General features: G+C 52.2%; 21 protein-coding genes. 6 read left to right on the forward strand and 15 right to left on the reverse strand.

From position 1 onward, the window contains the following. Positions 1–6: 6 nt before the first annotated feature. The 9 genes from ACYAC5_RS19025 to ACYAC5_RS19065 all read right to left on the reverse strand — a co-directional run bounded on the left by ACYAC5_RS19025 (position 7) and on the right by ACYAC5_RS19065 (position 5459). On the reverse strand, positions 7–2460 hold the full coding sequence (locus ACYAC5_RS19025; RefSeq protein ID WP_462062125.1) for a replication endonuclease: 2454 nt from the start codon (positions 2458–2460) through the stop codon (positions 7–9). Then, positions 2457–2630, reverse strand: a complete 174-nt coding sequence (locus tag ACYAC5_RS19030; protein WP_462062126.1) for a hypothetical protein — start codon at positions 2628–2630, stop codon at positions 2457–2459. The genes ACYAC5_RS19025 and ACYAC5_RS19030 overlap by 4 nt, the downstream gene beginning before the upstream one ends. After that, positions 2627–3445 (reverse strand): DNA adenine methylase, encoded by an 819-nt coding sequence (locus tag ACYAC5_RS19035; protein ID WP_462062128.1) that lies wholly within the window; start codon positions 3443–3445, stop codon positions 2627–2629. The genes ACYAC5_RS19030 and ACYAC5_RS19035 overlap by 4 nt, the downstream gene beginning before the upstream one ends. Next, positions 3442–3678, reverse strand: coding sequence for a TraR/DksA family transcriptional regulator (locus ACYAC5_RS19040; RefSeq protein ID WP_462062129.1), 237 nt, complete (start codon positions 3676–3678; stop codon positions 3442–3444). The genes ACYAC5_RS19035 and ACYAC5_RS19040 overlap by 4 nt, the downstream gene beginning before the upstream one ends. Further along, entirely contained in the window at positions 3678–3905 is a 228-nt protein-coding gene (locus ACYAC5_RS19045) for a DUF2732 family protein (protein ID WP_462062130.1), read from the reverse strand. The genes ACYAC5_RS19040 and ACYAC5_RS19045 overlap by 1 nt, the downstream gene beginning before the upstream one ends. 78 nt (positions 3906–3983) lie before the next feature. Next, complete coding sequence (locus ACYAC5_RS19050; RefSeq protein ID WP_462062131.1) at positions 3984–4445, reverse strand: hypothetical protein; 462 nt, start codon at positions 4443–4445, stop codon at positions 3984–3986. 78 nt (positions 4446–4523) lie between these two features. Further along, positions 4524–4784, reverse strand: coding sequence for a hypothetical protein (locus ACYAC5_RS19055; RefSeq protein WP_462062133.1), 261 nt, complete (start codon positions 4782–4784; stop codon positions 4524–4526). Between the two features lie 120 nt (positions 4785–4904). Beyond that, on the reverse strand, positions 4905–5180 hold the full coding sequence (locus ACYAC5_RS19060) for a hypothetical protein (protein ID WP_462062135.1): 276 nt from the start codon (positions 5178–5180) through the stop codon (positions 4905–4907). Continuing rightward, on the reverse strand, positions 5181–5459 hold the full coding sequence (locus ACYAC5_RS19065; RefSeq protein ID WP_462062136.1) for a Cox family DNA-binding protein: 279 nt from the start codon (positions 5457–5459) through the stop codon (positions 5181–5183). 134 nt (positions 5460–5593) lie between these two features. Here ACYAC5_RS19065 and ACYAC5_RS19070 point away from each other — a divergent pair, with 134 nt between their 5' ends. From ACYAC5_RS19070 to ACYAC5_RS19080, 3 genes are all read left to right on the forward strand, one after another. Beyond that, positions 5594–5884 (forward strand): helix-turn-helix domain-containing protein, encoded by a 291-nt coding sequence (locus ACYAC5_RS19070; protein ID WP_222213507.1) that lies wholly within the window; start codon positions 5594–5596, stop codon positions 5882–5884. A gap of 35 nt (positions 5885–5919) precedes the next feature. Further along, positions 5920–6192, forward strand: coding sequence for a helix-turn-helix transcriptional regulator (locus ACYAC5_RS19075; protein WP_462062138.1), 273 nt, complete (start codon positions 5920–5922; stop codon positions 6190–6192). A 106-nt stretch (positions 6193–6298) separates the two neighbouring features. Continuing rightward, complete coding sequence (locus ACYAC5_RS19080; RefSeq protein ID WP_462062139.1) at positions 6299–7330, forward strand: phage integrase; 1032 nt, start codon at positions 6299–6301, stop codon at positions 7328–7330. A 222-nt stretch (positions 7331–7552) separates the two neighbouring features. Here ACYAC5_RS19080 and cpxP read toward each other — a convergent pair whose 3' ends face one another. Continuing rightward, positions 7553–8065 carry a cell-envelope stress modulator CpxP gene (gene cpxP, locus ACYAC5_RS19085; RefSeq protein ID WP_101760664.1) on the reverse strand — a complete coding sequence of 171 codons (513 nt, stop codon included), beginning with the start codon at positions 8063–8065 and terminating at the stop codon, positions 7553–7555. A gap of 150 nt (positions 8066–8215) precedes the next feature. On the opposite strand from cpxP, the gene cpxR reads away from it, so the two are divergent. The 3 genes from cpxR to trmL are packed head-to-tail and all read left to right on the forward strand — an operon-like array spanning position 8216 to position 10796. Then, positions 8216–8914, forward strand: a complete 699-nt coding sequence (gene cpxR / locus ACYAC5_RS19090) for an envelope stress response regulator transcription factor CpxR (protein ID WP_007885339.1) — start codon at positions 8216–8218, stop codon at positions 8912–8914. Continuing rightward, positions 8911–10287, forward strand: a complete 1377-nt coding sequence (gene cpxA, locus ACYAC5_RS19095; RefSeq protein ID WP_101760665.1) for an envelope stress sensor histidine kinase CpxA — start codon at positions 8911–8913, stop codon at positions 10285–10287. The genes cpxR and cpxA overlap by 4 nt, the downstream gene beginning before the upstream one ends. Before the next feature lie 35 nt (positions 10288–10322). Next, positions 10323–10796 (forward strand): tRNA (uridine(34)/cytosine(34)/5-carboxymethylaminomethyluridine(34)-2'-O)-methyltransferase TrmL, encoded by a 474-nt coding sequence (trmL, locus tag ACYAC5_RS19100; RefSeq protein WP_101760666.1) that lies wholly within the window; start codon positions 10323–10325, stop codon positions 10794–10796. On the opposite strand, the gene cysE is transcribed toward trmL, so the two are convergent. The 5 genes from cysE to ACYAC5_RS19125 all read right to left on the reverse strand — a co-directional run bounded on the left by cysE (position 10793) and on the right by ACYAC5_RS19125 (position 13906). Continuing rightward, the gene (cysE, locus tag ACYAC5_RS19105; RefSeq protein WP_007885334.1) at positions 10793–11608 is read right to left on the reverse strand and encodes a serine O-acetyltransferase; all 816 of its coding nucleotides are present in this window, start codon (positions 11606–11608) and stop codon (positions 10793–10795) included. The two genes, trmL and cysE, sit on opposite strands and share 4 nt — an antisense overlap. Before the next feature lie 69 nt (positions 11609–11677). Next, on the reverse strand, positions 11678–12697 hold the full coding sequence (gpsA, locus tag ACYAC5_RS19110; RefSeq protein WP_101760667.1) for an NAD(P)H-dependent glycerol-3-phosphate dehydrogenase: 1020 nt from the start codon (positions 12695–12697) through the stop codon (positions 11678–11680). Beyond that, positions 12697–13161 carry a protein-export chaperone SecB gene (secB, locus tag ACYAC5_RS19115; RefSeq protein ID WP_101760668.1) on the reverse strand — a complete coding sequence of 155 codons (465 nt, stop codon included), beginning with the start codon at positions 13159–13161 and terminating at the stop codon, positions 12697–12699. The genes gpsA and secB overlap by 1 nt, the downstream gene beginning before the upstream one ends. A gap of 40 nt (positions 13162–13201) precedes the next feature. Further along, a complete protein-coding gene (gene grxC, locus ACYAC5_RS19120; protein ID WP_007885328.1) occupies positions 13202–13456 on the reverse strand; it encodes a glutaredoxin 3 in 255 nt (84 codons plus the stop codon). An 18-nt stretch (positions 13457–13474) separates the two neighbouring features. After that, positions 13475–13906 carry a rhodanese-like domain-containing protein gene (locus ACYAC5_RS19125; RefSeq protein ID WP_008109709.1) on the reverse strand — a complete coding sequence of 144 codons (432 nt, stop codon included), beginning with the start codon at positions 13904–13906 and terminating at the stop codon, positions 13475–13477. Positions 13907–14009 lie beyond the last annotated feature (103 nt).

The following is a 14009-nucleotide window of genomic DNA, read 5'->3' on the forward strand; positions in this document are numbered from 1 at the left end:
CACACCTCAACCGAACAACGTCTCCCAAGCAACAGGATCAATCTGATTAAGCATCTTCGCATAATTTCCGACAGGATCATGCCTAATACTGGCACTGTCGATATTGTGTTGAGACTTCATATGATGCCATAAACCAGTAGCTTTAATGCCGGCACTATCGTCTTCGCGCACTATCAATTCACAATTGCGAGTCGTAGTGACAATTTTGCCATCTATCCGCATCTTTTCACCGGATAACAGAAGTTTCAGCTGACTTTTACTCAACTCCCATCCAACCGACTTAGCATAATCATCTAGCTGCTGAACCTTCGGATCTGTTACTTCCCGACGTATTGGAGCAGCACGGCGCTCTCGGTCGTTATATCTTTCATGCCGGACCTTAGATAAAAGCCTACGATTTAGCTCTCGCCTCTCTTTGCGGCTCAACTTTTCAAAATTAATCGCAACAACTTCACTTTCAGGTGCTACTACAGGCTCCGTGTCGCCCGAGTATCCATTAACAATCATCCGAGTTACTGGGGATTTATCATCATTATGTGGCTCCCGCGTACAGTTATTGACAGAACTCCAAGGGGCGGCGATGCCGCCTGAGATGTCAAAAGCCTCATCCGAGTTGGTCTTTTGTTTCGGCACGATTTTGTAATCGGTAGTGCGGGTGTAGATGGTTGAATTAACGGAAAACGGAGAGTAAACGCCGCTGATACGGCTGACGGTGTCTCCATAGTCATTACCGTTTTCTGTCATTTCATAGCTGAGGCGCACGCGAAGGAGATCACGCGGAACTAATGGCCCTCCCTGCGCCTGCGTATATCCAAACCAGTCATATCCGCCCGCAGCTTCCTGAGCAGGTTTTATCTCCGGATGCAGAACAAGATCGCGATCACGCAAACGGCCAAGCTCACGATAAACTGTCACCGGAGCACCGCCGATCTGCTGAAATTGACGGATACGCCAGCGCGACGCCCAGGCACACACGCGCTTCGCCATATCCTTCAACTCTTCGCCGGTTTCGTCATCCTTTTCACCATCAAGTGCATAGCCATCTATATTTTTGGAGATGTATTTAGCGATGTATCCAGTTGCAGAACCAAACTGTTCGTCCATAGGCTTAACTTTGAAACGTGCTTCTGCCGCCCCTTTTTCGTGACCATCAACCTTGAGTGCATATTTACGGAAAATGGCGCGAGCCTGCTCAATACGTTCGGGCATGAAAAACAGCAGCAGGTGCCAGTGAGGCGTAGCATCGTGATGAGGCTCAGTAACCCTAAAGCCAAAAGTGCGAATACCTTTACGACCCCATGCAGCGCGAACCTTTGACCATACTTTGCAAAGATAGCGCTGGGTTTCGCGCGGATTAGCAGACTGATATTTATTGTTGCGCTTACCGCTTACCTGCATTGCGTGATATTTGGAGGGTGCAGTCAGCGTATAGAAATCACCAACCATGCCCTGAGCTTTTGCCAAATCCTCAAAGCCTCGCATTCTGACCATCAGCTCAGCGCGACGTACAGCAGGATTAGCAACGCTACCGTCTACTTTATCAGCCAGTGATGTACGCTCCCCCGTAGCCTGATCCTCCAACTCCATGGCATTCAGGAATTCACGATTCGCGCGTTTTTGGGCTACCCACTCGTTGAGCACTTGCTCACTGCAATATGGTGCCGCTTTCTTATGCACATAACCTGACGCGATCATCAAATGCTCACGCCACTGGTCATGTAACTTGCGCAGACGGCGCATCCACCATGATGATGATTCAATACGCGCGGCGGCTGATAATGCCTCTTCTGCGGTAAGCTCTTCGGCGCAGTAACGCTGCCAGCCTGGCGCAGTCATTTTCAAATGAGAGATCAGCCAGGCCGCACGACCGTAACCGGACAAAATAGAAAATTCGGCATCACCGTGTTTTTCCATTTGCAGGTTGGTTTCGTTTATCAGCTCGTTAGTTAATTTATCGGCCAGCAGATATGAGAGTTTTTTCAGCTCTCGCTTTCCCGCCCAAGGAATACGGTAAAAATCACTGCGGAACTCAATGAGCGCAGGGGGCATTTCGCCGTCAGGCTGATACTGCTGGTTAACGGCATCAACACGAGGAAGAACAAAGCGGCCAAACGAGCTTTTAAGCCAATGAGCCGCTTTTTTCTTACCCTGTTTTTCTTCGATCTCAGTGAGCTTTTGCGCATAAAAGCGCCGAATATATTGCGGAAGCGCTTGCAGGCGACGTCGTAAAACACGTTCTTCCTGATCGCGCTCACGGCGCTGACCGAAAAGGTCAAATAGCTCAACAGAACGTGACTCACCATCATGCCGATAACGAATTACACCCGGAGTTCGGTCAACAGCAAAATCTTCAGAATCTCTGGATGCATTCCATGCATAAGGCCCGGCAGGCTCTGGCGCTTTACCGGGGTAAGGAGGTGGAGGTGTTGGGGCAATTCTGCCGCGGTTTATCTCTGTCATACCGCGATGACATCACCCGGCTTGACGCTACGAGCCTGCTCTTCGGTATCTCTGATTAGCTCAGTTTTGGTCAAACCCCCGTAAGCATTGGCCTCAACTTCAACCAACCAGAAATGACGATATGGTCTGACATCAATAATTCTGGTTATCACTGCGTCAATGAGATTCATGCTGCCACCTCGCCCGACTTAGCCGGGCGGCTAACCGCAATTATTTCATTGGCCTTTTTACCGGAGCCAGCTGCGACACCGATACTACGCGGGGCAGTAATGCTGTGACGTTCAAAGTCGCCATAAAGGCTCTGGATCAAAGAGGTATCGCTATTTGAAGCAATAACTGGCACGCCAACTGTCGCCAACTCATTCAGCTTCTGCGCTAACTGGCGCTGCTGAATTTCGGCAAATGCGTTGGTGTGATATTGGGTGAACGTGCCGTCATAAGGGGGATCGCAATAAACAACATCACCATCTTTGACTTGCGCCAGCGTTTCAGTGAAATCAGCACAGATGAAAGTGGCTCGTTGTGCCTTAAAGGCAAACGCCTGAATTTCCTCAGTCGGGAAATAAGGTTTAGCCGTCTTCTCATAAGGCGCGTTAAAACCTCCGCGCTGATTAAAGCGGCAAAGGCCGCGGTAGGCGTGGCGGGTCAGATACAGGAAGTAAGCTGCGCGATGTAGGAGAGTCATGCCGGCGTCATCGTTAAACACCTTGCGGATATCGTAATAGCTTTTTTCATCGGCGTTCTGGGCAAAAACGCTGGCGGCTAATGCGGTGAATGGTTTTTCAAACTCCTGAATCTGGCGATACAGATTAATTAGATCAGGATTGATATCAGCAACGAGGTAGGCCGGATAATCAGTATTCATCATCACGGCACACGATCCCGCGAACGGCTCAATCAGGCGGTTACCAGCTGGCAGGTGCTTATTCAGCTCGCCCATCACTTTGGCCTTGCTGCCCGGCCATTTCAGAATGGTTTTGTTCATGAGCGGCAACCCTGACGCATACCGGCGACCTTCGCGCGGTGCTCAATTAATTCCTGGCAGGTTGCGCATGTTGACACACCAAGCACAGCACGGCGGCGGGCTTCAGGAATAGGCTCTCCGCATGACTCACAGAATGAACTGCTTACAGCGGTTACTTTCGACCTTGCTGCAGAAATCTGATGCGCCAGCATTTCGGCGGCGTGCTCTTGGGCAATATCAATGATGTCTGGCATTACAAACCCCCTACGGCCTGAGCTTCATACTTCGCGGCTTCTTTCATCAGAAGCTCAGAAGTTGCAGCGGGGCTTAGCTGGTTTTTAACGATGATGATCGCCAGTGCATTCAGGCGGATTGATACGGAGTAGGCCTTATCCTGCTGGCCCTCCTGATTGGCTTGGGAAAGCATGGAGATCATGACGTTTTCACAGTTCGTCACTTTCGCCCGAGGTATTGATTGCATGTAGTCACCTTTTTTCAGGTTGCACGAAGCCCGGCGAGTAATTCGCCTAATTAAGAAAAAAATGAGTGGTTATTTAATTCAGAAGCCGAGAACGTTCAGATGTATATCCGACGGTTCAGTAACGTTGGTAACACAGGAAATCGGCACCTCTTCGGGCTCTTCTCCTTCGCTGCCGTCATACTCCGTAAGCCTTGCGGCACCTTCTTCGCCGGGCCGGCTATATGGAATCTTGTCGGACAATTCCTTCAGGGATTTCATGCCGGAAATTAGCGTTAACTTTTCCTGCTCTGAAAACTGGCTGTATACAAATGCAATCTGGTTATGTCCCAGCTTCGCCATTTTCCCCGGCCATATTTCCGCTTTGGCATTTCCAAGCACAAATACCGCCTTTTTCTCTGATGCTGACAACTTATTAAAAGCTCGCTCTAGAGGCGTTCCCGCGCATTTCTCAACTCTCGTTTTATGAAACTTGCGGAGGTATGGGGCAGCTATCGCGGCATAAGGGTTAACCGCCCCTTCTCCATTTTCGATATCAGCCATACTCACCCCACTGAGACTTATCAGGCGCACCGCTCGCAAGCGATGCCTCGGATAAGCCCGGCGCACCGCGCCGGATTATCACGCAATGGCCGACAGTGGAATTTCGCCGCGACTGCACTGAGCAACAACCTTTTCCAGCTCATCAGCAGACTCCGCATCACCCGAGGCATTTGCGACAGTTACCAGACCTTCCAGACCGATACTCAGGCGGAAAGCGTGATCAGCGATGGAGTTCTCACGCACCTGCGGCGCAACAGCGGTGGCGGCTTTGAGCACCATAACTTTGTTGTGGTAGGAGTTGAGAAGGTTGTTTTTTAATACCTGGTATTCATTACGCATTTGCTTTGATTCCCTTTTTACTTGCCTTGTAACGCTTTGCCCGTTGTCGCCGGCAGATGTCCTGAATGATCAGCTGCATCGACTCAATTAATCCCCACGCCAGAATCGTGAGGTAAACCGCTAGTTGCCATTCATCGGCTCTGAACAATTCGTCACCTCGCCAACCACTACTGGAAATCCAAGGCGCTCACACCAGACTTCATGATCACGGTGAAGGCCATCAATGGTGCGTAGAGCTTCAGCCTGGGCGAACTCTTGCCCGTAATACATCCCGTCTTTTGTCACCTGATAACGGTGATTCTTATCGACCGCGCTGCGCGGCAAACGCTGAATTGTGAAACCGCGATACAGGCTGACGTGCTTGTTTACTTCAACTACCTGATGTACCGCTGACATTTAAAGGCCCAGCCATAGCAACCAGGCATCGCGTTGTTCGGTCGGACGGGAGTAATATGCATCGCGCATAGCACGATTAAATTCAGGCAGATACACCATTTTTTCACCAGCTCGGCCGGTAGGGTTTTCCGGGTTACGCCATTCAATCAGCGGCAGCTTATTGTTCTCAGCCATCGCCTTAATTGCGCTGACCGGCTTCCCGATCATCTCGCCAAACTTCTGGTACGTAACTGCGTCAGCGAGGCTTTTGACCTCCAAACCATCACTCATCGTGCTCATGTGATAATCTCCTGTTTAAGGTTCCAACTGCTTCTAACTGCTTCCTACGGCTTCTAGTTGCTGTTGGGTTTATTGAAACTGTCATGGTCTGAGATGTGGAACCATGGCGCTAATCTAGTCTGAGATCTGGAACGATGTCAACAGCGTATGGGAAGAAATTAAGATTAATCCGTATTGCGGAGGGGCTTACCCAGATGCAACTACGTGATTTAACAGGGATTGGACTGAGCACCATTAAAAACTACGAAACCGGGAGAGAGGTAGGCCTAAGCATCATTGAAAAGATGTGCGCACATCCACGGTTTCAAAAATACGTTTTATGGCTGATGACGGGCGAAACCGCGATACGTGCTGGACAAGTAGCCCCAAAAGGCGCTGAAGATTTAAACGACGAAGGCGATAACGCCGATGCTGCTAATCAGTAGCCTCGTTAATAAATCCGGTACTTTTGGGAGTTCAAATGACTCAGGACTATGGAAATAAAATACGCGCCATCAGGATGGCTGAAGGGATCACACAAGCCGTGATGGCTAGGGAATGCAGCCTCGCTTTAAGCAGCCTGAGAAACATTGAATCAGGTGGTGATGGCGTTGGCCTAAAAACGATTGAAAGGATTGTCCGCACAGCTAGATTCGAGAAGTACACGTTATGGATGATGATCGGCAAAACCACTGAAGCAGCCGGCCAGATATCGCCGGCTCTCACACACAGTGGGCCAGAAAAAACAGAGTAACGCCAATTAACAGGCAGGGATGGTTAGCTGTACATTCCGCCTGGCTGCTGAGCCATACCGGCCCGGCAAACGACGAAGCAACACCATCAATCAGGAGGGCTCAACCATGAGCATTAAACCAACTGATGATGGTCAATGGATGGTGGACATCCGCCCTACCGGTAAAGCAGGAAAGCGATACCGGAAGAAATTCAGCAGGAAATCTGACGCGAAAGCGTATGAACTTTGGGTGATGAGCAAAGCCAGTGAGCCGGAAGAATGGTCTAAACAACCCTCAGACCGCCGGCGCATCTCTGAGCTACTGGCTAACTGGTGGGAAGTACACGGGATCACGCTGAAGAACGGAAAAATTGAGCGAATGCATCTGCTCAAAACCATTGCTCAAATTGGTGATACGCCGGCGAACGCGCTCAGCAAAAAGAACCTGCTACAGCTGAGAACGTCCAGGCTGGCAGCGGGAATTTCACCGGCCACGATTAATCGTGATGTTTATCGCCTTTCCGGCATGTTTACGACTCTGATTAAGCTCGGTGAGTATCGCCAGCCAAATCCGGTGCAGAAGTTGCCTCCGTTAAAACAGGCAGATCCTGAAGTCATATTCCTGATGCCGGATCAGATCACCGCACTGCTGGCCGTTCTGGAAGGGGATGAAAGGAAGGTTGCGCTGGTTTGCCTGAGCACTGGCGCACGATGGAGTGAAGCGGCAGAACTGGATGCAATGCGCGTGCGCATGGGACGCATCCACTTTTTCGCCACGAAGAACGGCAAAAACAGGGTGATCCCGATTTCGGATGAGCTGGAAAAACTTATCGGCTCGCGCAGAAGCGGGAAGCTGTTCAAAGTGGATTACGAGAGTTTCAGGGAAAAGCTGAGAACCGCCGTACCGGAATTACCACGCGGTCAGGCAACACACGTTCTCAGGCACACGTTCGCGAGTCATTTTATGATGAATGGCGGAAACATCATTACACTGCGTGACATCCTCGGACATGCGAAAATTGAGCAGACGATGATTTACGCCCACTTTGCGCCAGACTTCCTCCAGCACGCTGTGACGCTCAATCCGCTGGGCGGGGGACTGGAGGCGATAGAGATTGGGAAAAGCCGTCAGAAAGCCGCTGAGCCGGTCATAAGTTGAGATGCGAGCGTTATTCCCGAAAGAGTGTCCACCTTGTGTCCACCAGTGACCACAATGCGACCCTTTTCCAGTTGCTTTGAACTGGTTCCTGTTGGTTGATAACTCAAACTAACTGACTGTTTTAGCGTGGTTTTGTTGGTAAGTTATTGATAAAAAAAACCCCCGCATCATGCGGGGGAAGACAGGGATGGTGTCTATGGCAAGGAAAACAGGGATACTATGTTACTGGTTACTGCTGGTACTACTCACTGCTTGCAGCGGTGATGATGGCTGCAATCCTGAGAGCCGACGAACTTCAGCTAATCGTCGCTCATAATTTTTCTGCAATGTCGCTTGCTGTGCAGGCGTTAGCAGGTGATACATCTGATTACGAACCCGAGCCATCTCGACTTGCTGTTCTACCGCTGCGCGGGCTTGTTTCTCTGCCTGCTGTCGGATAGCCGATTCGTTAAATTTGTCTGCAATGACAAGGTCATGCATAGTTTCTATATCTTGAACGCTGATGGTTGGGCGTTCGTGTCGCGCTTGCTGCATCAGGTCTCGCATCTGTTGCCGCTGTTGTTCAGTCAGCTCAATGCCATCGAACATGTAGCTTTGCGGATTTTGCGTCATACTGCCTGTCGTCAATCCGCTGTTCGGATGCATCTCGTCAATCGTCGTCGTGTCTGCTGCTTCGGCGCTGGCGTGACTGAGAACCATCGCTGAGGCAATGACGACGGCGGTTAAGTAGCGCATCGTTAACTCCCAGTTCGTTCCGTTTTGCGATTCAACGAGAGCCAGTGTACGGCGGTGGCTGCAAACATCCGTCAGGGGGTGTAAAAGTACGTAAAGCGTTGGATTGCAAGTCAAGGAACACGGTATTTTGCCTGCGGAGGGCAATAAAAAATGAATAAAATCCTGTTGGTTGATGACGACCGCGAATTAACTTCGCTGCTTAAAGAACTGCTTGAGATGGAAGGTTTTGAAGTCATTGTGGCAAGCGATGGTGAGCAGGCGCTTAACCTGCTAGACAACACCGTGGACTTGCTATTGCTTGATGTGATGATGCCGAAGAAGAATGGTATCGACACTTTGAAAGAACTACGCCAACAGCACCAAACTCCGGTCATTATGCTGACTGCACGTGGCAGCGAACTGGACCGCGTTCTGGGCCTTGAACTGGGTGCAGATGACTATCTGCCTAAACCGTTTAACGATCGTGAACTGGTAGCACGTATTCGTGCCATTCTGCGCCGTTCAAACTGGAGCGAGCAGCAACAGCAGCACGATAACAGCTCACCCACGCTGGAAGTCGACTGCCTGCGCCTGAATCCGGGTCGTCAGGAGGCCAGCTTCGACAGCGAAACTTTGGACCTCACCGGCACCGAGTTCACCCTGCTCTATTTGCTGGCACAGCATCTGGGTCAGGTAGTATCGCGTGAGCACCTTAGTCAGGAAGTGTTGGGCAAACGTCTGACACCGTTTGACCGCGCTATCGATATGCACATTTCTAACCTGCGTCGTAAATTGCCGGAACGTCGTGATGGTCATCCGTGGTTTAAAACCCTACGCGGACGCGGCTATCTGATGGTTTCGGCATCATGATTGGAAGTTTAACCACCCGCATCTTCGCCATCTTCTGGCTCACGCTAGCGTTGGTGTTGATGCTGGTTCTCATGGTGCCTAAACTCGATTCGCGCCAGATGACCGCGTTACTGGAAAGCGAGCAACGTCAGGGCACCATGATTGAACAGCACGTTGAAGCGGAGCTGTCTCAGGATCCACCCAACGACTTAATGTGGTGGCGTCGCCTGTTCCGCTCCATCGACAAATGGGCGCCGCCTGGTCAGCGTTTGTTATTGGTGACCAGCGAAGGCCGGGTGATTGGCGCGCAGCACAATGAAATGCAGATCATCCGCAACTTTATTGGGCAGTCGGATAACGCCGACCACCCACAAAAGAAAAAGTATGGCCGCGTGGAGATGGTTGGACCTTTCGCGGTCCGCGATGGCGAAGACAACTATCAGCTCTACCTGATTCGTCCTGCCACCAGCTCGCAGCTCGATTTCGTTAATCTGCTGTTTGACCGCCCGCTACTGCTGCTGATTGTCACGATGCTGATCAGCTCGCCGCTGCTGCTGTGGCTGGCGTGGAGCCTGGCGCGCCCCGCGCGCAAACTTAAATATGCGGCGGATGAAGTGGCAAGCGGCAATTTGCGCCAGCATCCGGAACTGGAATCGGGGCCGCAAGAGTTTCTGGCTGCGGGTTCCAGTTTCAACCAAATGGTGAGCGCGCTCGAACGCATGATGACGGCGCAACAGCGTCTGCTATCCGATATCAGCCATGAATTGCGTACGCCGTTAACTCGCTTGCAGCTGGCAACCGCGCTCCTGCGTCGCCGTAACGGTGAAGGCAAAGAGCTGCAGCGCATTGAAACGGAAGCGCAGCGTCTGGATGGCATGATTAACGATCTGCTGGTGCTGTCGCGAACGCAGCACAATAACGCGCTGGTTAGCGAAGCGATGAAGGCCAATCAGCTTTGGAATGGCGTGCTGGAAGATGCCAAATTTGAAGCCGAGCAGATGGGCAAACTGATGGAAGTGCCCTATCCGCCTGGCCCGTGGCCGCTGTACGGTAATCCCCATGCGTTGGAGAGTGCGCTGGAAAATATCGTGCGTAATGCGCTGCGCTATTCGAATTCGCACATCAGCGTCAGCTTCTCGGTGGATATTGCGGGCATCACCATTCATGTCGATGATGATGGTCCAGGAGTCAGCCCAGAAGATCGCGAGCAGATTTTCCGTCCGTTCTACCGCACCGATGAGGCGCGCGATCGTGAGTCAGGCGGCACCGGATTAGGCCTGGCGATTGTCGAAACCGCCATCCAGCAGCATCGCGGCTGGGTTAAAGCGGATGACAGCCCTCTTGGCGGTTTACGCCTCACGCTGTGGCTGCCGCTGTACTCCGCCCGTCAATAATTTGTTATGCTTCGGCCCTCGTTTCTGGGGGCCTTATGCTAAACATTGTCTTATTCGAACCTGAAATTCCGCCAAATACCGGCAACATCATTCGCTTGTGCGCAAATACCGGTTTCCAGTTACACCTGATTGAACCGCTGGGCTTTGCCTGGGATGACAAGCGCCTGCGCCGCGCCGGGCTGGATTACCACGAATATACCGCCTTGAAAAAACACGCCAATTACGCAGAATTTCTGGCAACAGAAACGCCACAGCGCATGTTCGCCCTCACCACCAAAGGAACGCCGGCGCACAGCGCGGTGAGCTATCAGAAGGGTGATTATTTGGTGTTTGGTCCGGAGAGTCGCGGTTTACCCGCAGAAATTCTCAACGCGCTACCCGCTGAGCAGAAAATCCGCATTCCGATGATGGCGGAGAGCCGCAGCATGAACCTGTCTAATGCAGTATCAGTGGTGGTGTATGAAGCGTGGCGCCAACTCGATTATGCTGGCGCACTGATCAAAGGCTAGATGCCGTCGCCGTACTCAAAGCCTGCGCCGTTGAAGTGCTGATCCATATCCATCGAGGGTTTATCGCTGGTCGGTTTACCGACAATGCGCGCTGGTACGCCGGCCGCCGTGGTATGAGGCGGTACAGGCTGCAGGACAACCGAACCGGCTCCGATTTTTGCGCCGCGCCCCACTTCAATGTTGCCCAGAATCTTGGCGCCGGCGCCAATCATCACACCTTCACGGATCTTCGGATGGCGATCGCCGCTGGTTTTACCAGTACCGCCGAGCGTCACCGATTGCAGAATTGAAACATCATTTTCAATGATTGCCGTTTCGCCGATGACAATGCCGGTAGCATGATCAAGCATGATGCCGCGACCAATGCGTGCCGCCGGGTGAATATCCACGGCAAATGAGACGGAGATTTCGTTCTGCAGATAGACAGCCAGCGCGCGGCGGCCCTCTTTCCACAGCCAATGGCCGATGCGATAAGCCTGCAAGGCGTGGAAACCTTTGAGGTAAAGCAGCGGCGTAGAGTATTTATCAACGGCGGGATCGCGCTGGCGTACAGCCTGAATATCGTAGGCCGCAGAGACAATCATCTCCGGGTCTTCACGATAGGCTTCTTCCACGATTTCGCGAATAGCGATAGCGGGCATGATCGGGTTCGCCAGCTTGTTAGCGAGCATGTAACTGAGCGCGCTGCCGAGGTTTTCGTGTTTGAGCAGTGTCGCATGGTAAAAGCTGGCCAGCATCGGTTCACAGTCGGCCAGGGCTCTGGCTTCGGCTTTGATATGGTTCCAGACCAGTTCTAACTCTTCAGACGACATTGCTGTTTGCTCCCGATAAAAAAAGCGCCTGATGGGGCGCTACAGGTGGTGACGCTGGCGCATCCTGCTTTAGCTTTGGCTGTTTTCGTCCTTCCTTGCACGGCCAAGTAAGGTCAATGCTGCCTCTCGCGCTGATTTTCCGCAATAGAGCACCTGATAAATCTGCTCGGTAATCGGCATTTCTACGCCGACGCGCGCGGCCAATGCTTTGACTTCTTTGGTGTTTCTGTAGCCTTCTACAACTTGTCCGATAATGCGTTGCGCCTCGTCTACGCTCTCGCCTTGCCCCAGCATCATGCCGAAACGACGGTTGCGCGACTGATTATCGGTACAGGTCAGCACCAGATCGCCTAAACCGGCCATGCCCATAAAGGTGGTGGCATCGGCGCCCAGCGCTGCGCCAAGACGGCTCATTTCCGTCAGGCCGCGAGTGATCAAGGCGGTACGCGCGTTGGCACCAAAGCCAATGCCGTCAGAAATCCCCGCACCAATCGCAATCACGTTCTTCACCGCGCCGCCTAACTGCACGCCGATGAAATCCTGATTGTTGTAGACGCGGAAACTTTTGCCGCAGTGCAGCTTCTGCTGCAGGTCTTCAGCGAACTCCGCATCGGTGGATGCCAGTGCGATGGCCGTTGGCATGCCGGCTGCCAGCTCTTTTGCAAAGGTAGGTCCGGAAATCACCGCGAGTGGAATCGCATCGCCGAGGATTTCACGCGCCACATCCTGCAGCAACCGGCCAGTCTCTTTTTCCAGTCCTTTAGTCGCCCAGACAATCCGCGAATCGGCACGCAAATGCGGCTTAAGCTGCGTCAGCACGTCGCCAAATACATGGCTCGGCACGACGACCAGCAGATCGCGACTGGCGTTAACCACGGTTGCCAGATCGGCTTCAGGAACGAGATTATCAGGGAAAGGGACATCGGGCAGGAAAGCGGCATTGCAGCGGTCAGCTTGCAGCTGCGCCACGCTTTGAGGATTGTGGCCCCAGAGCAGAACCGGATGGCCGTTGCGGGCCAGCGTGATGGCCAATGCGGTGCCGTACGAGCCGGCACCGATGACGCTAATTGAAGCGTTGAGTGTAGTCATCAGGCATCCTGATGTGGCGCTTCGCCTTCACCTTGCTGCTGCAGATAGTTCATGAACAGCGCATCAAAGTTCACTGGCGCCAGGTTGAGCTGCGGGAAAGTACCACGAGACACAAGGCTGGTTACGCATTCGCGTGCATACGGGAACAGAATGTTCGGGCAGTACGCGCCGAGGCAATGCGCCATCTGCGTGCCTTCGATACCGCTAATGGTGAAAATGCCCGCTTGCTGTACTTCACACAGGAATGCGGTTTCTTCGCCAACGGTTGCCGTTACGGTAACGCGCAGAACGACTTCAAAAACGCCATCAGCTAACTGAGAAGAGGCGGTGTCCAGATCCAGCTTCACTTCCGGTTCCCACTCTTTCTGGAAAACCTGCGGTGCGTTTGGCGCTTCGTAAGAAACATCTTTGGTGTAAACACGTTGAATCTGGAACTGCATTTCGCTGCTGCTTTGCTCTGACATGTGACTAAATCCTGTGAGTTAAAATTGTCTGACCGAAAAGTTATGCCTGGAGTAAAGGATCAAGTCCCTGACGCCCATCCAGCGCGTAAAGATCGTCACAGCCGCCAATGTGCTGCGCATCAATAAAAATCTGTGGCACCGTAGTGCGGCCGCTGCGTTGAATCATCTCTTCACGTTTCGCCGCGTTCCCGTCAATGGGAATCTCCTGGAACGACACGCCTTTCTGATCCAACAACGCCTTTGCACGGTGGCAATAAGGACAAGTGACTTTGGTGTAGATCTCTACATTCGCCATACGGTTACCTCTGAGAAGTTATTTACCGCGCACCAGTGGCAGATTTTCACCACTCCAGCCGCTCACGCCATCTTTCAGAACGGAGACTTTTTCAAAACCCGCTGCGCTCAATTTCGCTGCAGATTCACCCGCACTTTGACCGGTCGCGCAAACTACAATTATGTGCTGTGACTTGTGCTTTTCCAGCTCGCCAAAGCTCTCTTTTTTGATGTCTGCTGCCGCTACGTTGATAGCCCCAGAAATGTGTCCTTTGCGGTAATCGTCACGTGAACGCACGTCTACCACCACCGCGTCCTCTTTGTTTATCAGGTGGGTAGCTTCACCACGGCTGATAGTTTTTACTTTAGAGAACATACCTTTAACGGTGGTCACAATCACGAGAACGAGTAAAGCGACCCATGCCAGACTGAGGATGGGGTGATTGCTTGCAAACTGCATAATTTCTTGCATGAGGGGTAACGACTCCAAACCGGGCTGATAAGCTAAAACAAGGGTTCTGAGTATACCTGCGCCACTTCGCATGTACAGTCGCTAAGGGGACAGAGTTACGATT

This window comes from Pantoea sp. y20, assembly GCF_054903455.1.

Coding starts and splice junctions, on each gene's coding strand:
- ACYAC5_RS19025 (WP_462062125.1), bottom strand. CDS start 2,460: ATGACAGAGATAAACCGCGGCAGAATTGCCCCAACACCTCCACCTCCT.
- ACYAC5_RS19030 (WP_462062126.1), bottom strand. CDS start 2,630: ATGAATCTCATTGACGCAGTGATAACCAGAATTATTGATGTCAGACCA.
- ACYAC5_RS19035 (WP_462062128.1), bottom strand. CDS start 3,445: ATGAACAAAACCATTCTGAAATGGCCGGGCAGCAAGGCCAAAGTGATG.
- ACYAC5_RS19040 (WP_462062129.1), bottom strand. CDS start 3,678: ATGCCAGACATCATTGATATTGCCCAAGAGCACGCCGCCGAAATGCTG.
- ACYAC5_RS19045 (WP_462062130.1), bottom strand. CDS start 3,905: ATGCAATCAATACCTCGGGCGAAAGTGACGAACTGTGAAAACGTCATG.
- ACYAC5_RS19050 (WP_462062131.1), bottom strand. CDS start 4,445: ATGGCTGATATCGAAAATGGAGAAGGGGCGGTTAACCCTTATGCCGCG.
- ACYAC5_RS19055 (WP_462062133.1), bottom strand. CDS start 4,784: ATGCGTAATGAATACCAGGTATTAAAAAACAACCTTCTCAACTCCTAC.
- ACYAC5_RS19060 (WP_462062135.1), bottom strand. CDS start 5,180: ATGTCAGCGGTACATCAGGTAGTTGAAGTAAACAAGCACGTCAGCCTG.
- ACYAC5_RS19065 (WP_462062136.1), bottom strand. CDS start 5,459: ATGAGCACGATGAGTGATGGTTTGGAGGTCAAAAGCCTCGCTGACGCA.
- ACYAC5_RS19070 (WP_222213507.1), top strand. CDS start 5,594: ATGTCAACAGCGTATGGGAAGAAATTAAGATTAATCCGTATTGCGGAG.
- ACYAC5_RS19075 (WP_462062138.1), top strand. CDS start 5,920: ATGACTCAGGACTATGGAAATAAAATACGCGCCATCAGGATGGCTGAA.
- ACYAC5_RS19080 (WP_462062139.1), top strand. CDS start 6,299: ATGAGCATTAAACCAACTGATGATGGTCAATGGATGGTGGACATCCGC.
- cpxP (WP_101760664.1), bottom strand. CDS start 8,065: ATGCGCTACTTAACCGCCGTCGTCATTGCCTCAGCGATGGTTCTCAGT.
- cpxR (WP_007885339.1), top strand. CDS start 8,216: ATGAATAAAATCCTGTTGGTTGATGACGACCGCGAATTAACTTCGCTG.
- cpxA (WP_101760665.1), top strand. CDS start 8,911: ATGATTGGAAGTTTAACCACCCGCATCTTCGCCATCTTCTGGCTCACG.
- trmL (WP_101760666.1), top strand. CDS start 10,323: ATGCTAAACATTGTCTTATTCGAACCTGAAATTCCGCCAAATACCGGC.
- cysE (WP_007885334.1), bottom strand. CDS start 11,608: ATGTCGTCTGAAGAGTTAGAACTGGTCTGGAACCATATCAAAGCCGAA.
- gpsA (WP_101760667.1), bottom strand. CDS start 12,697: ATGACTACACTCAACGCTTCAATTAGCGTCATCGGTGCCGGCTCGTAC.
- secB (WP_101760668.1), bottom strand. CDS start 13,161: ATGTCAGAGCAAAGCAGCAGCGAAATGCAGTTCCAGATTCAACGTGTT.
- grxC (WP_007885328.1), bottom strand. CDS start 13,456: ATGGCGAATGTAGAGATCTACACCAAAGTCACTTGTCCTTATTGCCAC.
- ACYAC5_RS19125 (WP_008109709.1), bottom strand. CDS start 13,906: ATGCAAGAAATTATGCAGTTTGCAAGCAATCACCCCATCCTCAGTCTG.